Below are 16,983 nucleotides of genomic sequence, written 5' to 3'. Positions count from 1 at the left end.
GGGATATACATGAAAAATCTGAAAGGCAGAAAAGTGCTGGTGACCGGGGGTGCACAGGGAATCGGTTTTGCAGTGGCAGAGTGTTTTGCCGGGGAGGGCGCGGATGTTTTTATTGGGGATATCCGGGTTGAAAAAGCAGAGGAGGCAGCAAAAACGCTGGAGGAGAAGTATGGAACTGCCAGTAAGGCATACAAGTTGGATGTGAGCAGCAGGGAAGGGATTCGTTCCTGTTTTGAAAGGTACAAGGAGGAGCAGCAAGTCCTGGATATCCTGATCAATAACGCGGGTATCCAGATCCGCAGACCTTCCCTTGAATTTGAGGAGGAGAAGTGGGACCTGCTCATGAATATCAACTTAAAAGGAGCTTTCTATTGTGCCCAGGAAGCAGCGGGTATGATGAAGGACAGAGGTGGGGCCATTGTAAACATTTCCTCCGGGACATCAACAGAGACCCTGCCCGGAAGGGCGCCGTACTGCATCAGCAAGGCGGGCATTAACGGCATGACGGCTGTTCTGGCGGCTGAGTGGGCAAAATATAACATCCGGGTAAATGCCGTTGCCCCAGGATGGATCCTAACCCAGTTGCTGCTGGATGGGATGAACATGGGAATCGTCAGTGAGAAACAGATATTGGCAGCAGTACCAATGAAAAGGCTGGCTGATGTGAGAGAGATTGCCGGGCCTGTTGTCTACCTGGCATCCGATGAGGCCAGTTATGTGACAGGCCAGACTTTGTTTGTGGACGGGGGACAGAATGCCCTGGGACTGCCGGATATGGGATTATGAGGAGGTGCAGGGATGAGGCTGCAGAAAAACGAGAGAGAAATAATAAAATATGCACAGGAAATACGGAAGAATACGATCATCAGTCTGCACAGCGCAGGGTCCGGTCATCCGGGGGGCGCTCTGTCCATAGTTGAGATGCTGGCAGTTCTGTATTTTTATGAGATGAACGTCAGTCCGGATAAACCGGAAGAGAGGATGCGTGACCGCTTTGTCCTATCTAAAGGTCATGCAGCGCCATCTTATTATGCAGCTTTGGCTGAAAGAGGCTATTTTGAAAAAAGCGTTCTGAAGACACTCAGGAAAATGGGAAGTATTCTACAGGGGCACCCGGATATGAAAAAGGTACCGGGGGTTGACATGTCCACCGGTTCTCTGGGGCAGGGCATATCAGCAGCGTGTGGAATGGCCCATTACGCAAAAAGAACAGGGGCAGACTACAGAGTTTACTGCATCATAGGAGACGGGGAAATGCAGGAAGGGCAGGTGTGGGAGGCATTCATGAGTGCTGGACATTTTAAACTTGATAATCTTGTGGTGCTTTTGGATAACAATAATTTACAGATTGACGGAAGAGTAGACCAGGTCATGTCTGTATATCCCGTAAAAGAAAAACTACAGGCTTTCGGATGGAATGTGGAGGAGACTGACGGACACGATGTGAAAGGGCTGATAGAGACACTGGACCATGCCAGGCAGGTAAAAGGGAAGCCGGCTTTCATTATAGGAAAAACGGTGAAGGGCAAAGGAATATCGTTTATGGAGAACCAGGCGGGGTGGCATGGGGCAGCCATCAATGAAGAACAATTTAAACAGGCCATGAAAGAGCTGGGGGAGGAATGCATATGAGTTCAACAAGAGAGGCATATGGTGCTGCGCTGGCAGAATTAGCTGAAAAATATGAGTTTTTTGTTTTTGACGCCGATTTATCAAAAGCTACCCAGACAGTGCATTTCGCAAAACAATATCCGGACCGGTTTACAGATATGGGTATTGCTGAATGCAATATGATGGGATATGCGGCAGGATACGCGGCCAGCGGAGCAGTGGTATTTGCAAGCACATTTGCCGCGTTCGCGGCGGGCAGGGCTTATGACCAGATCAGGAACAGTATCGCATATCCAAATCTGAATGTAAAGATTGCAGCCACACACGGCGGGGTCCTGATCGGGGCGGACGGGGGCTCTCACCAGTGCGTGGAGGATCTGGCTCTTATGAGGGCAGTTCCCAATATGGCTATCCTCTATCCCGCGGACACGGCAGAGACAAAAAGGTGTGTCAAGGAGGCAATAGAATATAAAGGGCCTGTTTATCTCCGGTTTGGAAGGCTGGATTCCCCGGAGATATATACCGGTGCAAAAGTGTGCAGAGCCGGAATCGGAAAGGGGACCCTGGTGCGGGATGGACAGGACGTGACGATTGTAGCTGTGGGGGATATGGTGAGCAGGGCACTGGAGGCTGCAGGAAGGCTGCAGGAGGACGGCATCTGTGCGGAAGTGATTGATATGGCGTCTGTCAAACCGATAGATGCGGAACTGCTCTTGGAATCCGTGAAAAAAACAGGATGTGCAGTGACGGCAGAGGATCATAATGTACTGGGAGGACTGGGGGGAGCGGTCTGCGAAGTGCTTTCTAAACAGTATCCGGTTCCGGTGGAAACGGTTGGCGTGCAGGATGTGTTTGGCTGTTCAGGTGTGCCTGGTGAGCTGGCAGAACATTATGGACTGACCGGTGAAAATATAATTGAGGCAGTACGAAGGACAATAAAGAGAAAAGAGGGGAAGTCATGAGAAAAATAGTTTTTGAAAGTCCCCTAAAAGCCGTGATCAAACAGGCTGAAAAACCCAAATGCGGAAGAGGGCAGGTTCTGGTCAAGATGAAAAGGATTGGGGTGTGCGGAACAGATATCCAAGTATTTGCCGGAAAAAACAGGTATATGGAGTTTCCCATAGTGCCGTTCCACGAGGGGATTGCCGTGGTGGAAGAGACAGGGGAGGGCGTGTGTGATATAGAGCCTGGCAGTCTGGTTACTATCCGCCCTATTTTGAGCTGCAATACGTGTTATTCCTGTAAGAGGGGAAGGAAAAATGCCTGTATGAATTTTAATTCATTGGGCGTACAGTCCGACGGACTAGGTGCGGAGTATTTTGTGATCAGCAGGGAATATATATACCCGCTGGACAGGGACGCTGATTTAGACAAGGTTATTTTTATTGAACCCTTTGCTGTAGGGGTACATGCAGCCTATCAGGGGGAAGTGCAGGGCAAAAAAGTTCTGGTTGTGGGAGGAGGGACCATAGGGAATTTTACGGCTCAGGCCTGCAGGCTGGCAGGCGCAGAGAAAACTGCAGTTTGTGATATCAGCCAGGATAAAGTCACAATGGCAAGGCGGTCGGGGATCCCGTTGTGCGTCAATACATCAGGGCTCACCCTGGAACAGGCATCACAGAAATGCTTTGGCGGATTTCCGGATGTGATCATTGACTGCGCAGCCGTCCCGTCAGTTTTTTCCGGGATCTTAGAGCTGGCCGGAAAGACGACCACCATTGTGATCGTTGGGAATTACAGTGTTTTGGTAGAAACAGACATTGCAAAAATCCAGAGAAATGAACTTACGGTGAAAGGATGTATCACATACCGGGAGGAAGATTTTATAAGGGCAAAAGAGTTGATAGAGAAAGGCCGTGTTTATCTGGATGGTTTTATATCAAGGAGATACTGTTTTTCACAGGTTCAGGAGATGATGGAGCAGGCACTGGAGAATAAAGGGATAAACATGAAAACTATCATGGACTTTGAGGAGGAATGAGCATGTATCATATTGCGCCGACTTTACTGTGCGCAGACCTTTTTCATATGAGGGAAAGCATGGATGTTCTGGACCGGCTGGGAATCGACTGGTTTCATATAGATGTTATGGATGGGAATTTTGTGCCGAATTTTGCCTTTGGCACGGATTTCCTTAGACAGATGACCGCAGTTGGGAAAAGCCCTTTTTATTTACATCTGATGGTCACCAGACCCGAGGAATACGTGGATTTATATGCGGAGGCCGGGGTGGAATATTATTGTTTTCATTATGAGGCGGTCAAGAACCCGTTTCGGCTGTGCCAAAAAATCAGGGCACAGGGCATGAAACCTGCCATTGCATTGAATCCGGCTGCACCGATCCATGTTCTGCGGGATTTGATTCCTTATTTGGATGCAGTGACACTTATGTCAGTGGAACCCGGATTCTCAGGACAGGATTTTATGGATTTTACATACCGCAGGATTGGAGAGTTAAGGGCAATGGCAAAGGGACATAAGCTTTTGATCGAGGTTGACGGCGGCATAGATAATGAGATCGCAAAGAAATGTATAGATGCTGGCTGTGATGTTGTGGTAGGAGGATATTTTACACTGTTTCAGAAGGAAAAGTCAATAGCGGATAATTATGAGGCATTTCAGAGGGCTGTCAAAGGGTAACAGTTCAGACAGGTCTGCGCATTTACTGCGCTGACCGTATGAAAAAGTGGTGCCAGCAGGTATGCAGCCCATCGCGAAGCGATTTTTAATGGCTGGATGCGTAACGGTCCAGCTTGTCTGAACTGTTACGTCAAAGGATGCCGGACAGGGGGATGAGCAGTATGGAACTAAAAGAGTTGAAACAGATGGTGGTGGAGGCAAATAAAGAACTGCCCCGCCGAAAACTGGTCAAATATTCCTGGGGGAATGTGAGTGCAGCGGACAGGGAAAGAGGTATTATCATCATAAAACCTGTTGGTGTGCCTTATGAAAATCTGACAGAGGAAAATATCAGTGTTGTGACAAAGGATGGAAAAATACTGGGGGAATCCTGGACGCCATCTGTGGATCTGGATATCCACAGAGCCATCTATGAGAATTTCCCCGGTGTCAATGCCATTGTCCATACACATTCCACTTATGCAACAATTCTGGCACAGCTCAGACTCCCGTTAGTCTGCTTTGGGACCACACATGCAGACTATTTCGCAGGCGATGTTCCCTGCGTCAGGGAGCTGGAGGAGAGAGAAATCCTTGACAGGTATGAATGGAATACAGGGATGACAATTGTGGACTACTTTAAAGAGAACCATATTTCTCCGGAGGATATTCCGGCTGCCCTAACACCTGGGCACGGTCCGTTTACATGGGGAGGGGATGTGTGGGACGCTGTTCACAAATCCGTTGTGCTGGAAGAGATAAGCAAAATGGCGGTTCATATGCTGTGCATAGATAAAAATGCACAGCATATGAAACGAGCCGTGGCCGACAGACATTATAACAGAAAACATGGGGCTGATGCAGCTTTCACGAAAGATGACTACGGGCACGGGATGATACAGAGATAGAAGGAATGGGGGGATTCAAAAAATGAAGTATATATTTGCAAACTTAAAACGGTTTGATATACCAAAGGAAATGGACGGGATTAATGGATTAGCCCCGGTCAGTAAGTGGGGAAGCTGTCTGACCCAGCAGATACGGGAGACTATGGATCAATATGCTGCTCAGGCAGAAATCGGAATTTTTTATCCGGAAGCCTATCTTCTTCAGGCAGCGGAGGCCAAAGGGACAGAGGATAAGTGGAAGATAGGGGTGCAGGGTATTTACCGGAAGGATACGGAAAAGGGGGGAAACTTTGGTGCATTTACAACTAACAGGACAGCTAAAAGCGTGAAAGCCATGGGATGTGAATACGTTTTGATCGGACACTGTGAGGAGCGCATGGACAAGGCCGGGATTCTGGCAGAGGCGGGAGTGGTGGACCCGAAAGCTGTGAACAGGCTTTTAAACGAAGAAATTTCCTGTGCGGTAAAGGCAGGTCTATCTGTCTTGTATTGCGTGGGGGAGACTGAGGCGGAACAGGACAGATGGCAGGAGGTTATAGGGCAGCAGCTGGATGTGGGGCTGTGTCAAGTGGATCTGTCAGGGATTGCCGTGGCTTATGAACCTCTTTGGGCAATAGGACCCGGGAAGCCTGTTCCGGATTCTGATTACATTACTAAGGTGGCTGAATTTATTAAATTACGCACCGGAGGCTGTCCGGTAATATATGGCGGTGGACTGAAGGAGGAAAATGCCCGTATGCTGGCAGATATTCCGTGCGTAGACGGGGGCCTTATCGGACTTACGAAATTCAGCGGTGATATCGGATTTTATCCGGAGGGATTTGCGGCTATCGTAGAAAAATATCTGGGGGAAGGTGATGTGATATGAAACTTGATTTTGAATATGGTACAGGTACCATGCCGGCTGATCTGCCGGATGAACGGACGGATGTTTTTATTCCGGGCATAACGGTCTCTGATCCTGCCTGCATTTCCAGGAACCAACTGGTAAATAAGACAAGGGAATCTATTTTAAACCCCATAGGAATGCCGCCGCTTGCAGAGCTGGCCGGTAAAGGAAGTACCGTTACCATAACAATTCCCGATATTGTAAAAGGGGGATGCCAGCCCACTTCACACAGAAAACTGTCTGTTAAGCTGATTCTTGAAGAATTATATAAGGCCGGTGTGGAAAAGAAAGACATTCTTTTGATATTTTCCAATGGCCTGCATCCCAGAACAAACAAAAAGGAGATGCGGCAGATTTTGGGAGATGAACTTTTTCATGAATTTTACTATTCCCATCAGATCATCAGCCATGACAGCGAGGACTACGAACATCTGGTTGATCTGGGCTGCACGGAACGGGGCGACAGAGTTCTTATGAATAAATACGTCTATGATTCTGACATTCCCATTTTGATCGGGCACACCCAGGGAAACCCTTATGGCGGATATTCCGGGGGATATAAGCACTGTGCTACAGGAATCACCCACTGGAGAAGTATTGCGTCACATCACATCCCTGATGTGATGCACGGAAGTGATTTTACACCTGTCAATAACCATTCTCTCATGAGAACAAAGTTCGATGAGATCGGAATGCATATGGAAAAATGTATGGGTAAGAAATTTTTCTGCTGCGATGCTGTTTTGGATTCCATATCCCGGCAAATAGAGATCAACAGTGGGTATGCAAAAGAAATGCAGCCACTCTCCTGGCAGACTGCTGACAAAAGGACATATGTGCCATGGGCGGAAAAGAAATATGATGTGATGGTATTTGGCATGCCTCAGGATTTTCATTACGGGGATGGTATGGGTACAAATCCAATCCAGATGATGCAGGCTTTATCAGCGCAGGTCATCCGTCATAAGAGAGTCATGAGCGACAACTGTGTGATCCTATGTTCATCCATCTGCAACGGCTATTTTCACGATGAGCGCTGGCCCTATCTGCGAGAACTCTATGAAATGTTCCAGCATGATCATATGAATATACTTCCTGATATGGATAAGTACGGTGAGTATTTTGCTACCAATGAGGAGTATATAAGAAAATACCGTTTTGCGGGCGCATTTCATCCTTATCATGGGTTTTCTATGATGAGCTGCGGCCATATAGCGGAGATGAATACCTCTGCTATATATATTGTGGGGGCGCAGGAACCTGGAATCGCAAGGGGAATGGGATTGAAGACCCGGGCCACATTTGAGGAGGCGCTTGAGGATGCCATGAAGAAATATGTGGGGGATAAGCCTAATATCCTGGCTTTGCCGCTGGCGTTTAAGAGGGCTTCGGTTCATCTTTGCATGAAAGAGGGCAAAGAGAGTTGAAACCGTCCTGCGGATAACAATATGGTTTTCGGGCAGGGGAAAAAATAATTCAATTTTTCCTCCTGCCTGATTCTTATAGAATAAATCATAAATCAGTAGAATCCCGAAGTACGATATCGGATTGAATAAAATACAGTTATCATTTTCAAGCTCAAGTCTGTATCCTTCTAAAACATTTTTCAGTGAACTCCATGCCTGGTATGTGGAATAACAAAATTCCCGGTCACCAACATATCCAAACGAAGTTTTTCCTTTTTTACAAAAGGCTTTGTAAGTCTGTAAATTGGACCTCAGCTTTCTACAGTTATAATATCAGTTTTTCCGGAAAAATGATAAGGGTTATAAAAAGTATTGATAAAAACAGCAGGGATATTCAGAGATAATATCTCTTCCCAGTAATGCTTATCAAAAACATTAATGGAAATAATTCCACATACCGTACCTTCGTATATGCTGATTGATGGGAATAGGGAATGGATGCCATATTAGTATGTCAGTGTTTCCTTCTTTTTGTATGTGTTGGCAGTTTTTAATGCTGACGGAGGAAGAGAGCGCGTAAATATTTTTATTTTTTAGATTTAGCTATCATTGGAGCAGTCTTGTGTTATCATTTTATTTATAACATGTGGCCTGGTTTTTTAAACTTTCATGCGCAAGCGCATAAATATTTCTGGCAGGCAGTGGTTGTAAAAAATAACAATAAAGTCTATGTCATTAGAAGGTGGAGAACAATTATGAAAATTCAGGAATTACGGAAGTTATTAAGCGCCTCTGACAAGGAAAGGCTGGAAAAGGCGTTTGCTGAATGCTACAAGCAGCTTCGTAAGGGACAGAAGGAAGAAATTGACCCTGTAATAGTTGATATTCTGGAAGGGAGGGCTATTGATAAGAAGAAAACGGAAAGTACAGTAAGTTTTGAGGAACTGGAACAGCAAATTGAGGGATTTATTGAGAACGCTTATGCGCAGAATTATTTTGCACCCAACCGTGTTATTGCCAAAAGCCAGCGTCCTAAATGGCGTTTCATGGTTAAAAATTATATTAAAGAACTGGAAAAGGTTCCTTTTGAGAGCGAATATTATCCCAGAGCGGTTAAGCTGTTGTCGGATATATACCATTTGATATGTGCGGCTTGCAACTACTATTTATTTTCTACGGAAGACCCCTTTCGCTCTATCGGATGGGAGCAGTCAAATTTATTTGAATTACTGGTCAAAATGACCTTTGCGTCGGGGTATACCCGGGTAAATATTGCGCAATTGCTGTTAGATGCAACTGGCGGAGGATTGAGCAGGGAATCTTTACATATTGAGCAGGAACTGGTGCTCCTTGGCGGATTAAAGACAAGCGATGTAAAACTTATGGCCATAGAAGAGGCAAAAAAGCTGATAGAAGGAAAGACGGAAAAACTGATGGAGAGAGGGATGCATTCTAATCAGAACTATTATCTGGAGGAGGTAGTGAATGAGCTTTGCGGCATGGTCCTGCTCATATCAATCCAGTTAGGAGAGCCGGAAGAAGGCATAAATTATTATTTCAAGCATACCAGAATGCTCAATAGGGAGATTACGCTTTATTGTGCTCTTGATCTGATAAATATAATAGAAAATGATGACTTATGGATAAAAGTGTATGAGTATGGTGTTAAAAAGAGAATCAAACCGCGGGATTGTCTGAAGGATAGATACGAAATATTAAAAAAGGAAAAAGAGAGTAAAATATGAGCCGGCGTACAAAAGAAAAGTGTAAATACTATGGGGTATATGAATCGGCATCTGTTCGCCGGCAAAGAACGGCAGAAGAAACTTGCTGCCGAAACGGGCACTAGTACAGCATTGCGCAAATGTGATTTGACACCCTATCCTTCGTGTGCTAATATGAAATCAATTCAAACAGCAGTCAGGACGCAGATGACGCTGCAAAATAAAATAACGAAATCTGCCGTAAGGGGAATCAGGTGTGAATCCTGAGCGATGTGGTCACTGTGATTAGGAGCAAACTCCTATAAGCCAGGATACCTTGCGCCGGATGGAATGAAGCTTCCGTACAAAGCCATGCATTCCGGACTCTCTATAAGCACATATATAGATTCGGAAACAGGTCAGCAGTGGAAAGCCGGCCTGTTTTTTATTGTGAAACTCGCTTCGGTGCGGAAATCCTGAAACCGGGAATTGTTTTTACAAAGGAAGGAGTAGGACATGAAGGAGAAAAGCAGCAATAAAAAAGTGATCATAGGAGCAGCCGCGCTTGTTTTGGTATGTGTAGCTCTGCTCCTGGTTTACAAGAACTTTATGCCGAAAGGTACAGAGGGTGCAAAGACGATCACCGTAAAAGTAGTACATGGGGACAGCAGTGAAAAAGATTTTGAGTATAAGACCGACGAGGCATATTTAGGAGCTGTGATCCAGGACAACAAGCTGGTGGAAGGGGAAGAAGGAGAGTACGGGCTTTTCATGACCTCCGTGGACGGCGAGAAAGCAGATGAATCCAAACAGCAGTGGTGGTGTCTTACAAAAGGCGGGGAACAGGTGAATACATCGGCAGATCAGACGCCCATAGAGGACGGGGACACATTTGAACTGACCTTAACCGAAGGTTATTGATTGAAAGGATGCGAGGTACCAATGAAAACAAGGTCTCTGGTTATTATGGCAATGCTGACAGCCATATTGTTCGCAGGTCAGGTGTGTATGGCTGCGCTTCCAAATATTGAAATCGTCACATTGCTGGTGATCCTGTATACACAGGTGTACAGGAAAAGGGTTTTCTTTATTATTTATGCATTTGCGCTGCTGGAAGGTGTTTTTTACGGCTTTGGCATCTGGTGGTTCAACTATCTGTACATCTGGAGCATCCTGGCTTTGATCGTGATGTTTGTACGCAGTGAGTCTCCGGTTGTGTGGAGCATTATATCCGGTGCGTATGGGCTGGCATTTGGCCTTTTGTGTTCCCTGCCGTATTTCGTGTCAGGCGGCTTAGGCGGAGGCATGGCTTACTGGGTATCGGGCATGTACCTTGACGTGGTGCACTGTGTGGCCAATGTGATCATATGCCTGGCATTATATAAACCGCTGCACTTTATTTTAAGGAAGCTTGAGCATGTGCCGGCAAATGTATCAGCAGGCGCGCAGATGAGATAGGAAATAAAAAACGGAAACAGGATGTACCTTCCACTTTTTTGGCGGATATGGAGACATCCTGTTTTTTTTATCCCGAAGAATATGAAAAGCGTCCTCTGCGGATACTAAAAAAATCAGATATCTGCAAAGGAGGCAAAATATGCTTATTATAAACGGGAAAATACTGACAATGACCGGAAAACCGGTGGAATGCGGATATGTACGGACAGAGGGAAAAGTTATCACAGAGGTGGGAACCATGTCTGCTCTGGATAAAAGACATAAAGGAGAAGAGGTCCTGGACGTAGACGGCGCCTGGGTAATGCCCGGACTGATCGAGGCTCACGCCCACATTGGGATCTCCGAGGAAAAGTGGGGTGCCATAGGGGATGACTGCAATGAGCAGACAGACCCCGTGACTCCGGCTCTGCGTGCTGTGGATGCGGTAAATGCCATGGACCCGGCCTTTCATGATGCCATCAAAGCAGGTATCACCTCTGTCATGACCGGACCGGGCAGTGCCAATGTAGTGGGCGGACAGTTTGTGTTTATGAAAACACAGGGCAGATGTGTGGACAATATGACAGTCCTTTTTCCGGCAGCCATGAAGGCGGCATTGGGGGAAAATCCCAAGACCATTTACGGTGACCAGGGAAAATGTCCGGCTACCAGAATGGGGGCAGCAGCATTGCTCCGCAGGACATTGCAGGAAGCCGTACAATACCGGAAAGATAAAGAGAGGGGCAGGCTGGACAGGGAAGATTTTGATAAGGAGCCATGGATGCCTGTGCTCCAGCGGGTGATCCCTATGAAGGTACATGCACACCGGGCAGATGATATACTGACAGCTATCCGTATAGCAAAAGAATTCAATATAGATATAACGATAGACCATGGTACAGAGGCACATTTGGTGGTGGATGAGGTAAAAGCATCGGGATTCCCGGTGATCGTAGGGACCGATCTGACCTCACGCTCAAAACTGGAAGTACAGAACATGAATTTTAAGACCAATAAGATCCTGGCTGAGGCAGGGGTGCTCATTGCAGTCACCACAGACCATCCGGTGGCACTGATCCAATATCTCCCCCTGTGTGCCGGGCTGGCTGTGAAGGAAGGACTTCCCATGGAGGAGGGACTGAAAGCGATTACCATAAATCCGGCAAAAATATGCCGTGTGGATCAGAGAGTGGGCACCCTGGAAGCCGGAAAGGATGCTGATATTGCCATTTTCACAGGGAATCCCATGGAAGTTTTCACCAAAACGCTTTATACCATTATTGATGGGCAGATTATATATAACGGTATGAAGGACGATGATGAATTTACACTTCCCCCGGTAAGCGCAGGAAATGATATTCCCAAAGCTGTACATGCAGAGAATGAGTAGAATTCTGCAGGCCGCTGTGGTAAGATGAAGTTATAAACCACGGGCCGCAGGTTCTGCCTGCAGGGCCGCAGGTACAAAGGAGGATGTAAGTGTGGCAAGATACAAATGCAGTGTGTGCGGGTATATTTTTGAAGAGACAGAAAGCAAAAAGTTTGAAGATCTAAAGCAGTGTCCTGTATGTAAACAGCCGGCGTCCGTATTTGAGCGTATTGAGGAGGAAACGGAGGCGCAGGCACCACAGGATACCGGAGAAGAGAGTTCCCTTGACTATCCGGCGGAATATGTGCGCCGTGATCCCTCCTGCCGCTATATGGCAGAGATCCACCGGATGGCAGTCACAGGTAAACCGATCATTGAGGCCATGGGTACACAGATGAAGATGCCGTGCTGGGATGAGATCCTGATATTGGGGGCCCAGCTGAATCCCCCGCCTCTCATGGAGCACGAAGCGGTGAGTACCACTACGGTGATTGGAAAACATGCAAAAAAACCAATGGTTCTGGACATGCCGGTCTACATCTCCCATATGTCATTCGGAGCCATGTCAAAGGAGATGAAGACAGCCCTGGCAAAAGGCAGCGCCATGGCCAAGACTGCTATGTGCAGCGGTGAGGGAGGTATCCTGCCGGAGGAAAAAGCGGCTGCATACAAGTACATATTTGAATATGTTCCAAATCGTTACAGCGTCACACCTGAAAATCTCTCCACAGCGGACGCCATTGAAATAAAGATCGGACAGGGCACAAAGCCGGGAATGGGCGGCCACCTGCCGGGAGAGAAAGTGACACCTGAGATCGCAGCCATCAGAAACAAACCTCTGGGCCAGGATGTGATCAGTCCTTCCAAATTTCCTGACGTCAATTCAAAGGAGGATTTAAAAGAACTGGTAGACCAATTAAGGATGGCATCCGGCGGACGTCCCATAGGAATAAAAATTGCGGCGGGCAGGATTGAGAAGGATTTAGAGTACTGTGTGTTCGCGGCGCCTGACTTTATAACAATTGACGGGCGGGGCGGCGCCACAGGAGCCAGCCCCAAACTGGTCCGGGATTCTACCAGTGTACCCACCATTTATGCCCTCCACAGAGCCAGAAAATATCTGGACAGCGTGGGAGCAGAGATTGACCTTGTGATCACAGGGGGTCTGCGCGTCTCTTCGGACTTTGCCAAGGCCATTGCCATGGGAGCGGATGCGGTTGCGGTTGCATCGGCAGCTCTTATTGCAGCTGCGTGCCAGCAGTACCGCATCTGCGGATCCGGCCAGTGTCCGGTTGGTGCAGCCACACAGGATCCGGAGCTGAGGGAACGTTTGAAAGTGGATGCAGCAGCAAAAAGGACTGCCAATTTCCTGAACTGCAGCAAGGAGGAACTGAAAACTTTTGCAAGGATCACAGGGCATAAAGATGTGCATGATATGCAGGTGGATGATCTTTGTACCATCAGCCGGGAAATATCAGAATTTACCTATATCCCTCATGCATGATGTGCCTTCTGAAGTCTTTCGGAAAATCATAACATTTTTTGAGGGAAGGGCAGAAGAGAAAATATAGAAAGTATAACAATAAAAAACATACATAGGTACTGGTGATCATGTGTTTTAAATCATCCATATCAAAACCTTAATGGGAGAAAGCAGGAAACCAAGACTTTAATGGGAGAAAGCAGGAAACTGCATTCTCCCATTTTTGCGCACACCTGAGAAGTGTGGACAGTAACACACTGCAAAAGCAGTAAATAGTTCCAGGATTATTAGGATTGTAAATCGCATTGGTTTGGTTATATAATTCATATAATATCGAAAAATGTCGAAATAGAGCGGAAAAGAACCGGGGGGATCATATGAGGAGCAGGAAAAAGTTAAAGTACAGGATCATGGATATGGGGTTGAGACAGAAGACGGTGGCACTGGCTATGGCATTTTTTATGGTTGTGGTTATTTTGTCCGGTGTCACTTTCTTTACGATTTATGAAAACATGAGGATAGAGACTACAAAAAAGGCGGTGGACAGCCTCATGTCGCAGAAGAAGGAGGATATGGAGACTTATTTTGACAATCTAGAAGGCCTGGCTTACAGCATAGGATTCTCCTCCTGGATGCAGACCCTGTTCCAGCAGAAGAGCCTGGATACACGTACCATGCAGGAGGTATCAGAGAATATTGAATACTTTCTGGGCAGCATATCCGATATGAATGAAGGGGTACAGCTGGCAGCTATCATGGACAGTGGGGTGCGTCTGCGGGGAACCGGGCATCTGCATCTTGATTATTCTGAACATCTGGAGAGAAAAAGCTGGTATCCGGTTTTTCTCATGAACGGAAAATATATAGAGGAAGGTGAGGGGAAGGGCATATATACCAAGGGCCAGGGATGGTATATGAATATCTATTATCCCATCAACAACCAGTATACCCTGGAACAGGAGGGCATCCTGGTCATGACGCTGCCGCTTCAGAATATCGCCCATTTTACCGATATTGGAGCAGAAGGCGAGTACATGACTATAAAAAACCAAAACGGCAAAGTCATAACGTCCAGTCTCCCGGAGAAAACGGCGGAGGAGGTAAAAAGAAAACCGGGCTATTTCAGTACCAGGACAGCACAAATAGACATAGGAGGTGAATACTGGACTGCCGAGGTAGTCCTTGATACATCAGGTCTTGCGGTGGACAGCAGGAATATCTGGCTGGGATTTGCAGCCGTACTCCTGCTTGCAGCAGTATTGTTCCTATTGGCAGCGGTCATGTTTTCCAGATATCTGACAGTACCCATTCTGGAATGCAGGGATGCTATGAAAAAAATACGCAACAATCAGATGGGTATTACCATGGAAAACCATTACCACGATGAGATTGGAGAATTGATAGATGGATTCAATGACATGTCCGGATCCATACACGAACTCATAGAGAAGAACAGGATGATCAGTACCCTTCAGAAGGAAACTGAATATCAGATGCTGCAGCAGCAGATAAATCCGCATTTTTTATATAATACATTGGAGATCATAAACGGTCTGATCCTGAATCATGAGGAGGAGTCAGCAGTCAGCATCTGCGAGAATCTGGGGAGTATGTTCCACTACAACCTGAAGCAGGAAAAATGGATCAGCGTAAAAGAGGAGATGGCATATATCCGCCAATATCTCCTGATCATGAAGTATAAGATTCCCGGACTGTCGGTTTTCTGTCAGGTGGAGCCGGGGGTGGAAAAGAAAAAGATCCTAAAGGCACTCCTGCAGCCATTGGTGGAAAACTGTATCAGACACGGATTTGCCCAAAGGACAGACGAATGCTGTATATCCATATCCATTGAAGAGAAGGATAAAAAAATCTGTATTTCGATCATGGACAACGGTAAAGGAATCACCAGGGAGAAATATATTTGGCTTTTAAAGGAGCTTCAGGATATCAGGGAAAATCCCAATCAAAAGAAAGAGTCATCGGTACATATTGGCATCTGGAACGTATTCCACAGACTTTATCTGGAGTATGGAGCCTCCATGGAGTTCCAGATCATATCAAAAGAAAATGCAGGGACCAGAATTCAGATCACACTGCCGGGGGAGGGAGAAGATGATTAAAATTTGTATAGCTGATGATGAGGAATATGTATTAAAAAGTATACGACGCAGGATAGAGCAGTCAGGACTTGACGTGGTGATCTCCGGTACGGCGATGAATGGGGTAGAGGCATATGAATTATATGAAAAAGTAAATCCTGACATTTACTATGTGGATATCAATATGCCCTTATGCAGCGGCCTTGACTTTGTAGAACGAGTGCGCACTCTGGATAAGGACAGTCAGACAAAATTCATAATCGTCAGTGGGTACGATGATTTTGCCTATATGAAAAAGGCCATCAGGACGGGTGTGGTAAATTATATCATGAAACCAATCTCACAGCAGGAATTCATGGATACACTGGTGGAAGCCTGTGAGGGTATTAAGGAGATCAGGGAAAAACAGATAGAGGAATATGGAAGGCAGTGGGACTATTTTCAGGATTACAAAAATGCACATGAGGATTTTTCCGGCACAGCTCTTTTATTTTGCGGGGAGGATATGCCTGCGCACATCAAAGAGGCTGGGGAGGGGCTGGGAGAGATGTTTGCGAAGAGATTCCCCCATGATTCCTGGGACTATATCCGATTTCACGGAAATGAGCAGCTAGTCCTGTTACTGGGAGCAGACCAGTGGCTCAGTGAAAAGAAAATTTGCGCCTTGTGGGAGGAAGCAGGAAAATATATGGAGGTCTCTCTGGCATATAAAGAGGGCAGGGACCTGAAGCTGAAGGCACTGATCGACACGCTGGAATATGCCATGCTGAGGAGATTTTTTCCGGGAGCTATCCACATGATGGAGGGAGAGATTCCGGGGAAACAGGATAAGGAGATTGCCCTGGAGGAGCTTGACAGAGCTATAGAAAATACTAGGGAGGACAAATGGCAGGAAGAGGTAGAGAACGCTTTTAGAGAAATATTTTCTGACAGGAACAATAGGGGACTTCTGAAATCTTTTTACCATTCTGTTTTGATCCTTGCCGCAAATAAATATACACAGCACAATTTCGGGATTCCAGAGAAACTGAAGACAGAACTTTACCCATTTTCCCTCCTGAACTGTGCAGACCAGCAGGAGATACGTGATAAAGTGAATGGATATGTTAGGATGATACACGAGAAGATTGCCGGGCAGTCCGAAAAATTGGGACTTGTACAGCAGGTCATCCGGTATCTGGAATCCCATTATACGGAGGATATCAGCCTCACGGATGTGGCTAATGAGTTTTTCGTTGCCCCCAATTACCTGGCAAAGAAATTCAAGGAGAAGGAGAATGTGACGGCCATGCAGTATCTGGAAAATTACAGGATGGAGAGGGCAGCAGACTATTTAAGGAGCACAAAGCAGAGCGTCACCCAGATTGCCGCAAAGGTGGGCTATAATGACGCGAATTATTTTGCCCGCACGTTCAGAAAACGGTACGGAGTATCCCCCAGAGAGTTCAGGAACCGGTAA

15 protein-coding genes and 1 riboswitch are annotated in these 16,983 nt (G+C 46.5%); all 15 genes read left to right on the top strand.

What is annotated here, in order from left to right; translation table 11 throughout:
* The first annotated feature begins 9 nt into the window (after positions 1-9).
* The 15 genes from C6P39_RS08555 to C6P39_RS28145 all read left to right on the top strand — a co-directional run bounded on the left by C6P39_RS08555 (position 10) and on the right by C6P39_RS28145 (position 16,983).
* Complete coding sequence (locus C6P39_RS08555; protein ID WP_104803475.1) at positions 10-786, top strand: SDR family NAD(P)-dependent oxidoreductase; 777 nt, start codon at positions 10-12, stop codon at positions 784-786.
* 12 nt (positions 787-798) lie between these two features.
* On the top strand, positions 799-1,632 hold the full coding sequence (locus tag C6P39_RS08550; protein WP_104803474.1) for a transketolase: 834 nt from the start codon (positions 799-801) through the stop codon (positions 1,630-1,632).
* Positions 1,629-2,573, top strand: coding sequence for a transketolase family protein (locus tag C6P39_RS08545; protein ID WP_104803473.1), 945 nt, complete (start codon positions 1,629-1,631; stop codon positions 2,571-2,573). Before C6P39_RS08550 ends, C6P39_RS08545 begins: the two co-directional genes overlap by 4 nt.
* On the top strand, positions 2,570-3,592 hold the full coding sequence (locus C6P39_RS08540; protein WP_104803472.1) for a zinc-dependent alcohol dehydrogenase: 1,023 nt from the start codon (positions 2,570-2,572) through the stop codon (positions 3,590-3,592). The genes C6P39_RS08545 and C6P39_RS08540 overlap by 4 nt, the downstream gene beginning before the upstream one ends.
* A gap of 2 nt (positions 3,593-3,594) precedes the next feature.
* Entirely contained in the window at positions 3,595-4,251 is a 657-nt protein-coding gene (locus C6P39_RS08535) for a ribulose-phosphate 3-epimerase (RefSeq protein WP_158661507.1), read from the top strand.
* Positions 4,252-4,412: 161 nt separating this feature from the next.
* The gene (araD, locus tag C6P39_RS08530) at positions 4,413-5,138 is read left to right on the top strand and encodes an L-ribulose-5-phosphate 4-epimerase AraD (protein ID WP_158661506.1); all 726 of its coding nucleotides are present in this window, start codon (positions 4,413-4,415) and stop codon (positions 5,136-5,138) included.
* Positions 5,139-5,160: 22 nt separating this feature from the next.
* Positions 5,161-6,006 (top strand): triose-phosphate isomerase, encoded by an 846-nt coding sequence (locus C6P39_RS08525; RefSeq protein WP_104803469.1) that lies wholly within the window; start codon positions 5,161-5,163, stop codon positions 6,004-6,006.
* Positions 6,003-7,454, top strand: coding sequence for a lactate racemase domain-containing protein (locus C6P39_RS08520; protein WP_104803468.1), 1,452 nt, complete (start codon positions 6,003-6,005; stop codon positions 7,452-7,454). The genes C6P39_RS08525 and C6P39_RS08520 overlap by 4 nt, the downstream gene beginning before the upstream one ends.
* 734 nt (positions 7,455-8,188) lie before the next feature.
* Complete coding sequence (locus C6P39_RS08515; protein ID WP_104803467.1) at positions 8,189-9,178, top strand: hypothetical protein; 990 nt, start codon at positions 8,189-8,191, stop codon at positions 9,176-9,178.
* Positions 9,179-9,351: 173 nt separating this feature from the next.
* A riboswitch (cobalamin riboswitch) is annotated at positions 9,352-9,494 on the top strand.
* 158 nt (positions 9,495-9,652) lie between these two features.
* Positions 9,653-10,057, top strand: a complete 405-nt coding sequence (locus tag C6P39_RS08510) for a DUF4430 domain-containing protein (protein ID WP_095174568.1) — start codon at positions 9,653-9,655, stop codon at positions 10,055-10,057.
* A gap of 21 nt (positions 10,058-10,078) precedes the next feature.
* Positions 10,079-10,594 (top strand): hypothetical protein, encoded by a 516-nt coding sequence (locus C6P39_RS08505; RefSeq protein WP_095174569.1) that lies wholly within the window; start codon positions 10,079-10,081, stop codon positions 10,592-10,594.
* 139 nt (positions 10,595-10,733) lie between these two features.
* The gene (locus tag C6P39_RS08500) at positions 10,734-11,963 is read left to right on the top strand and encodes an amidohydrolase (protein WP_095174570.1); all 1,230 of its coding nucleotides are present in this window, start codon (positions 10,734-10,736) and stop codon (positions 11,961-11,963) included.
* A gap of 91 nt (positions 11,964-12,054) precedes the next feature.
* On the top strand, positions 12,055-13,446 hold the full coding sequence (locus C6P39_RS08495; RefSeq protein WP_104803466.1) for a glutamate synthase-related protein: 1,392 nt from the start codon (positions 12,055-12,057) through the stop codon (positions 13,444-13,446).
* A gap of 356 nt (positions 13,447-13,802) precedes the next feature.
* Positions 13,803-15,545 (top strand): sensor histidine kinase, encoded by a 1,743-nt coding sequence (locus tag C6P39_RS08490; RefSeq protein ID WP_104803465.1) that lies wholly within the window; start codon positions 13,803-13,805, stop codon positions 15,543-15,545.
* Positions 15,538-16,983, top strand: a complete 1,446-nt coding sequence (locus C6P39_RS28145; RefSeq protein WP_158661505.1) for a helix-turn-helix domain-containing protein — start codon at positions 15,538-15,540, stop codon at positions 16,981-16,983. Before C6P39_RS08490 ends, C6P39_RS28145 begins: the two co-directional genes overlap by 8 nt.

The organism is Blautia marasmi, assembly GCF_900258535.1.
Taxonomy (GTDB): domain Bacteria; phylum Bacillota; class Clostridia; order Lachnospirales; family Lachnospiraceae; genus Blautia; species Blautia hominis.
Note: the sequence above shows the minus strand (reverse complement) of the source record. Positions and strands in the feature narration are given on the sequence as shown.